Origin of the sequence: Sphingobium sp. Leaf26 (assembly GCF_001421665.1) — a bacterium.
Classification (GTDB): domain Bacteria; phylum Pseudomonadota; class Alphaproteobacteria; order Sphingomonadales; family Sphingomonadaceae; genus Sphingobium.
The window spans coordinates 189,503-195,912 of the sequence record NZ_LMKV01000031.1 but is presented as its reverse complement, the minus strand read 5'-3'; the positions used below and the strand labels follow the sequence as shown (position 1 = coordinate 195,912).

Here is a 6,410-nt window from a genome sequence, read left to right as displayed (position 1 = left end):
CGCAAGTGGCGGAGACGCGGAGAACAGGCGGTCCAGGATCGATCAAGCCGACCCAGGCGCCTTGCCTGGCGGACGAACGAGGAGGAGCGCGCCATCATCTGCGCCGTGCGCAGAGCAACAGGGTTTCCGCTGGACGATCTCGCTTTCCTACTCCGGCATTTTCTACCACATCTCAACCGCGATAGCATTTATCGTGTCCTAAAGGCCGAAGGCCTCAATCGACGACCACCCAAGCCGACGGTGCAGCCCTGCAAGGGCAAGGGGCACTTCCACGACTATGATCTCGCTTTTGTCCACATCGACGTTAAACATCTGCCCAAGTTGCGTACCGCGGACGGCGAGATCCGTAAGCGCTTCCTCTATGTCGCAATCGACGCTGCTCACGCTTTGTCCACCTCGACGTCTACGACGCCGAGAACGCCGCCAATGCGGTTGCCTTCCTCAAGGCCGTTCCCCTTCCGCATCACCCATGTNCGCTGCTCACGCTTTGTCCACCTCGACGTCTACGACGCCGAGAACGCCGCCAATGCGGTTGCCTTCCTCAAGGCCGTTCCCCTTCCGCATCACCCATGTGCTGACGGATCGGGGTTCCTGCTTCACCGCCGATGATTTTGAACGCGCCTGCGCGAAAATCAAGGTCAGCCATCGCACGACCCGGCCCTATACGCCCCAGACGAACGGCATGGTCGAGCGCTNCACCGCCGATGATTTTGAACGCGCCTGCGCGAAAATCAAGGTCAGCCATCGCACGACCCGGCCCTATACGCCCCAGACGAACGGCATGGTCGAGCGCTGCAATGGCCGCATCGCCAGCGAGGTGCCCGGCATCAATGTTGCCGGCCACGCAAATCTCGAAATCCTGCTGACTGGCTTTAATCGTGCCTACAATCGACGACGACAGCGTGTCCTCCAGGATGGTTCGCCTAGCCAAAAGGTAGATGAACGCATCCAACTCAACCCTGCTCTCCCCAACCCCCTTTACAAGCCAGCGGCGCAGGACGACCTTATGGCTAGAGTCGACGACATATTATATTATGCCAATGATGTGTCGCAACCAGACAGATAGGTGCTAGGTAATGAAGCATCCCGGATTCCAAGCGAGGAACGATCATTATCCAAGGCCGGAATACGCTCAGGATCGCAAGTGTACGCTTTCCACGCAGCATCGAAAACCATCGCTGGGGATGCATCCCGAAATTGAGGTAGAAAAGATTTGTTCAAGGCGTGTTATGGTTTCCTGTAGCTGGATTGTCTCGTTTGAGTGACTGGGTGCGGCATGACGTGGCGCCTTGCTGCGGGGGTGGCAATCCCTCGGTCGTGATCCCAAAGCTGGATTGCATGAGCAGGCCGCAGACCGTATGAAGTCGAAGCCTGTCCCCAGCCGATTGCGGCGGCAAATGTCGGCCGAGCCTGGCGGCTGGGGTAGAGGCACCGATCATCATCGTACTCGCCAGCGGATGTTCAATCGGGCCATACAAAATGCTGATGCTGATGTAGGATCCGCGTGAAAGCGGCCTGCCCGCAGGGTTGAGCACATAATTCAAATCAGCAAGGCTGCGCTCAACTGCCTCACGGACGGCAGGCGTGACCCTCCGCCCATTCGTGACATTGGACACATTCATCCATGACACGCCCATATGCTTGGCTACGCCACGGATCGTTACAACAGAATTGGATTGGTCCCGTTTCTTGCTCATATATTCTTGTTCGCTTGCGCGCGCGGCGGCTTATTTGTGGCGAGTCCCAGAAAATTGCGCAACCATTTTGGGCAGACCAAGGGGCGTGTTGAGCTACCTAAGGCCCAAATCGGCGACTGAACGGTCCAAGAGGGACGCTTGGTTTTGCATCAATCGTCCAACCCGCGGACCAGACTGCCATATGGATCGTGCACGATTCCCCACATGGTTCGAGCAAGCGCTCCCTCAATATTTCATCACTTCGACACAGGACATGGTGAGGCGGCGGCCGATGTCTGCGATAGTGGCTGCTGCAAGTGGCTGGGTGAACCCCCCAACGCAAAGATTGTAGATGGCTGAGGTGTCTGAATCGATGATGGGTGATGCAATCAGCAAGGTGTCGAACATGGCGTCGACATTGAGCATGTCCGGTTGGGCTACTTCTATGTCGAGCGCTTCCACATAAGCAGCGATTTGCCGATAGAAGTCGGACGTTCGGTCACCGGATGCCGCGCGGGTCAACATGGACGCGATGTCCTCTGTCTCCGGCCGCCGCAGCGTAACGTGAAAGCCTTGTTCCCTGGTTACGGCAAGCGTCCCGCGCAGCCAGCTGGCGATCTCGTCCGCCTCAGCGTCCGCGCGGCGCGCAATCCATTTTTCGGCCTCTTCAGGCGGAGCCCAGGCGATGAAGGAAGCGCCAACGGGCGGAACGAGTGGCACCCGCTCGCCAGCGCGCAACCCGGCCGTGCGACCATCTTTGCCGGGCAGTGAAAACACGCACACAATCTCATCATCTACCCACGTGCTGAGCAATATCGGTAGTCCGAGTTCGCTGCGCAGGCGTTCGGCCATGATCTTTGCCTGTTCCACGATTGGGTTCGCGATCATCGCTGCCTGGCCTGCGGCGATCAGCGCAGGCCCAAGCCAGTATGTTTTGCTGGATGCGTGACGGCGAAGATAACCGCGCTGCGAAAGTTCTCCCAGAATAGCGAGACAGGATGCCGCATTCACGCCTGTCGCGCGCACGATCTCAGTCAGGGAGAAACGGCGTTCCGGCAGAGACGCCAGCAGATCCAATATGCGTGTGCTGCGTGATGCGGCGAGAGCTGGTCGTGACATTACAATTTTCTCACAACTTGACGCATTTTGAAATGAGGAATACGATAATGCATATGTAAATTCGATATTGCAAATATAAAGTTAGGACGAGGTATGACTGACGAGCTGGCTTCGGCTTCTGATGCGACAATTGAGGACGCGGTGCGGCACGCGGACGCGGCGGTTCTGCGTGGTTTGCTCTATCAACTGACCTGCGATCCCGACATACTCGCCATGCCGGGAGCGCCCATAACAATGAGTCGCGAGCGCGAGGCGGACGATGCAAATGTCCTGGCGCTCAAGGCCAAGGCGGCTAATTTCCTGAAACGCTATCGCGACGACGGCATGCCGTCGATCGACATTGGACCGGTCGATCGGCTGCGACAGAGCCTCTCACTGAGCGCGGCCTACGAAATTCCGGCTGCCGATTTCGACATCTGGCTAGAGGAATTGGCGCTTGATCGCTGGGCGCGGGGCGTGCGGTGGCAGGAGGCAGAAGCACCGGCCAGCCGGAATGGCTTCACCGTCGCCGTCATCGGCACCGGCATTTCTGGCCTTAACGTCGCTGTGCAGTTGAAGAGGGCCGGCATTCCCTTTGTCGTATTTGAAAAGAACCCGGAAGTCGGTGGTTCTTGGTACGAAAACCGCTATCCAGGCGCGCGGGTGGATACCGCTAGCCGCGGATACACGCACTTGTTCGGCTATGATTATCCCTTCTCGCACGGCTACAGTCCACGGGAGGTCAATCTGAACTATTTCCGCTGGGTGGCATCCGAGTTTGGCGTCCGCGATCACATCCGCTTCGGCACCGAGGTAGAGGCGATGGTCTGGAACGACGACGCCAAAAAATGGGCGCTAACGGTCAGGGATGCGTCGGGGACGCAATCGGCAGACTTCAACGCAGTGATTTCATGCGTCGGCTTTCTTTCGCGGCCCAAGTTGCCCGACATTCCAGGAATCGAGACGTTTGAGGGCATTTCTTGTCATACAGCAACGTGGCCGGATGAACTGGACGTCGCCAACAAGCGCATTGCGGTCGTCGGTTCCGCAGCATCGGGCTATCAGACGGTACCGGTCATCGCAAAGTCGGCGGCGCACACTTTCCTGTTCCAGCGGACGCCGAACTGGTGTTTTGAGGACCGGGGCTACGTCAAGGAACTGGCCCCACAGATTGGCTGGCTGGAGCGGAACTTTCCCTTCTACGGCAACTTCGTCCGCTTCCGGATCGCATCCGGCTATAATCCGGCGCTCATGAAATACGGTTTGCACATCGATCCGGAGCATGACGATCCTGATACGGTCAGCGCGGGCAACAAGGCGACGCGCGACATATGTGTGGAGTTTATCCAGCGCAAGCTTGCGTCGCGCCCTGAACTGATCGAAAAAATGACACCGAAAAGCCCGCCGATGGCGTCGCGGCCAATCCGGGTTGATACCGACGACAATATCTACGAAGCATTGCTGCGGGACGATGTATCGCTGGTGACGGATTTGATCGAGCGGGTCACGCCGCAGGGCGTCGTCGCGGGTGGCAAGGAATATGATGTTGACGCGATCGTTTTTGCCACCGGTTTTCGCGCAAATGATTATCTATGGCCGATGGACGTGCGCGGCCGTGGCGGTGTGAAGATTGAGGACGTCTGGAAGGTCGATGGGCCTCGGGCCTATCTCGGCTCAATGGTTCCAGCGTTCCCGAACCTTTTCATGTGCTATGGTCCTAATACGAACAATTTCGGCGGGTTTACAGTGGTAGATCTGCTGGAGTTGGTAGCCCAGTTCGCGCTGCGCAGTATCGCGGGCCTGATTGAGCGCGGTGCCGCTAGCGTCGAGGTGACCGAAGATGCCTATTGGCGCTTCGCGCATCTGCTCGATGCTGAGGATCGCAAGATGGTCTACATGGATAAGCGGGCGCAAAATTATTACCGCAACGAACAGGGCCGATCGAGCGTCAATGGACCTATCGACATCCGTCGCATGTACCGTTGGCTGCATGACCCCGCTGGCAATGATTCCGGTCCCCGCGACGACGGCTTAAGCCCCCGTTTCGGCGAGGATCTGATTGTGCGGTGAGCGTATCGCGGTTCGCTAACGTGGGGTGGAGGGGGAGAGGATAACGAAAGCGTATCTTCGTCGCTGTCCCATAGACGAGCATGGGCCGACGGAGCCAAGTTCCGATGGGTCGCTATCTGAGCTTTTACAGCGCATGGAGGCCGTGTTGGCGCTTTGCCGCTGACGGGCCGCATCCGGGCGAAGCAGGCTACAAGCTGATGGGCGATGCCATCGATCTTTCGCTATTCAATTGAATCAGGTTGTGGCACCGCAGCAGCCCGCGCTGCTGTCTGTACAGAAGCGCGGGCATTTCTCGTAGGCCAATTTGACACGTAGCGCGACGCTTCGGATCAAATCAACTGCCGGCCCACGGCTACTTGCTTTTGCCAAACTCAGCTGTGCAGCAGCAGACGCTGTAATAGGTCAGAGGTGCTTGATTTCCTTGAGCGTCAAGGAACTGACAACGCCACGATCCCCTGCGCTGAGCTTGTCGAAAGGAATGTAGATCATCTTCATTTCGATGATGACGGCGACACTGTTGCCGCGGATACGATCGACACGACCTACGCGGCGGCCATCGGCGGAAAAGATGAGATCGCCGACCTTGGCGACCGGAGTGGCAGCGTCCGCAACGGGGGAAGGGTCTGCTGCGTGCGCTGCGGCAGAAATTGCACACAGGCCAAGGGCGAAAGCGAACGCGGAGGAAATCTTCATGTCTGTCACCAATATTTCAATATGATGGGGACGGTATTGCCCGCCTGAGCTTGCATTTAAGCTGCATCGACTGAATTGTCGATAGCGATTCGTAAAATATCTGGACGCGGACGCAGCATGGCGTCAAAGCGCCTTGCTTACGAAGAGTGTGACGTTCAGTCTGGCGTCGATTGTCAGGCAAGCTGATAAAATGAAGGCTGAGTGGGAGAGGTTGATTCTGGAATGACTGTACGCAGCGAACAGACCACAGCGATGCCGCTGGAATCAGTTGAGAATCTACCCGAGAAGCGGGGCAAGCGCGCCGTGGGCAGGCCGCGTCGACTGACGCTGGATGCGATCATCAATGCTGCGTGCAAGGTAGGCATCGAACGCCTGGAATTGGCGGCGGTGGCGCAGGAATTGAACACCGGAGTGGCCACGCTTTATGGCTATATTCGCGGGCGCGATCACTTGCTGGAACTCGTTGCTGACCGCTTGGCATCTCGTGCGCTGGCCGACACTTATGCCGGCACCTGGCAGGAAGTATTGAGAGGCCATGCTGCGCTGTGCTTTGCGCTGTTCAATTCCAAGCCAGAGATGATCGGCAAGCTGGTGGGCGGGGAAACGATGGACCGCGCCGCCGATTATACGGCGAACATCGTTTCTATGATGGAGCGGCGCGGCCTTCCGCGGGGCCGGGCTTTGGAAGTCTACATCGAAGCCAATCAGGCGATCATTGGCGCGGCCATCATGTTCATCCAATGCAGGGAATTGATTGAGACGGGGCGCGACGCTGAAGGGAGGCCTGTTTCTCTGCCCAACGGGCTGGGTGATTATCGACCCTCGCTTGACCGGATCATTCGCGATTATGAATTAGAACAGCTTAAAGGATGA

Annotated in this window: 7 protein-coding genes and 2 pseudogenes; 6 read left to right on the top strand and 3 right to left on the bottom strand. The window is 57.7% G+C overall.

Annotation, left to right across the window (positions count from 1 at the left end):
• From ASE85_RS24125 to ASE85_RS23250, 3 genes and pseudogenes are all read left to right on the top strand, one after another.
• A pseudogene (locus ASE85_RS24125) lies at nt 1–473 on the top strand (IS481 family transposase); the annotation flags it as partial.
• A 1-nt stretch (nt 474) separates the two neighbouring features.
• A pseudogene (locus ASE85_RS24485) lies at nt 475–598 on the top strand (IS481 family transposase); the annotation flags it as partial.
• Nucleotides 599–696: 98 nt separating this feature from the next.
• Nucleotides 697–1,066: integrase core domain-containing protein (locus tag ASE85_RS23250; RefSeq protein WP_156358449.1), on the top strand; the 370-nt coding region annotated here is incomplete at its 5' end.
• A gap of 151 nt (nt 1,067–1,217) precedes the next feature.
• Here the strand turns inward: ASE85_RS23250 and ASE85_RS22705 are convergent.
• Both ASE85_RS22705 and ASE85_RS20420 read right to left on the bottom strand, forming a co-directional pair.
• Nucleotides 1,218–1,697: a LacI family DNA-binding transcriptional regulator gene (locus ASE85_RS22705; protein WP_082462952.1), complete on the bottom strand. Its 480-nt coding sequence runs from the start codon at nt 1,695–1,697 to the stop codon at nt 1,218–1,220.
• A 225-nt stretch (nt 1,698–1,922) separates the two neighbouring features.
• The gene (locus ASE85_RS20420; RefSeq protein ID WP_082462951.1) at nt 1,923–2,795 is read right to left on the bottom strand and encodes an IclR family transcriptional regulator; all 873 of its coding nucleotides are present in this window, start codon (nt 2,793–2,795) and stop codon (nt 1,923–1,925) included.
• Between the two features lie 93 nt (nt 2,796–2,888).
• On the opposite strand from ASE85_RS20420, the gene ASE85_RS20415 reads away from it, so the two are divergent.
• Nucleotides 2,889–4,844: a flavin-containing monooxygenase gene (locus ASE85_RS20415; protein ID WP_056693117.1), complete on the top strand. Its 1,956-nt coding sequence runs from the start codon at nt 2,889–2,891 to the stop codon at nt 4,842–4,844.
• Nucleotides 4,845–4,948: 104 nt separating this feature from the next.
• Nucleotides 4,949–5,077 (top strand): hypothetical protein, encoded by a 129-nt coding sequence (locus tag ASE85_RS24250; protein WP_268795145.1) that lies wholly within the window; start codon nt 4,949–4,951, stop codon nt 5,075–5,077.
• A 169-nt stretch (nt 5,078–5,246) separates the two neighbouring features.
• Here ASE85_RS24250 and ASE85_RS20410 read toward each other — a convergent pair whose 3' ends face one another.
• Nucleotides 5,247–5,537 carry a hypothetical protein gene (locus ASE85_RS20410; protein ID WP_056693115.1) on the bottom strand — a complete coding sequence of 97 codons (291 nt, stop codon included), beginning with the start codon at nt 5,535–5,537 and terminating at the stop codon, nt 5,247–5,249.
• A 222-nt stretch (nt 5,538–5,759) separates the two neighbouring features.
• On the opposite strand from ASE85_RS20410, the gene ASE85_RS20405 reads away from it, so the two are divergent.
• The gene (locus ASE85_RS20405; protein WP_156358443.1) at nt 5,760–6,410 is read left to right on the top strand and encodes a hypothetical protein; all 651 of its coding nucleotides are present in this window, start codon (nt 5,760–5,762) and stop codon (nt 6,408–6,410) included.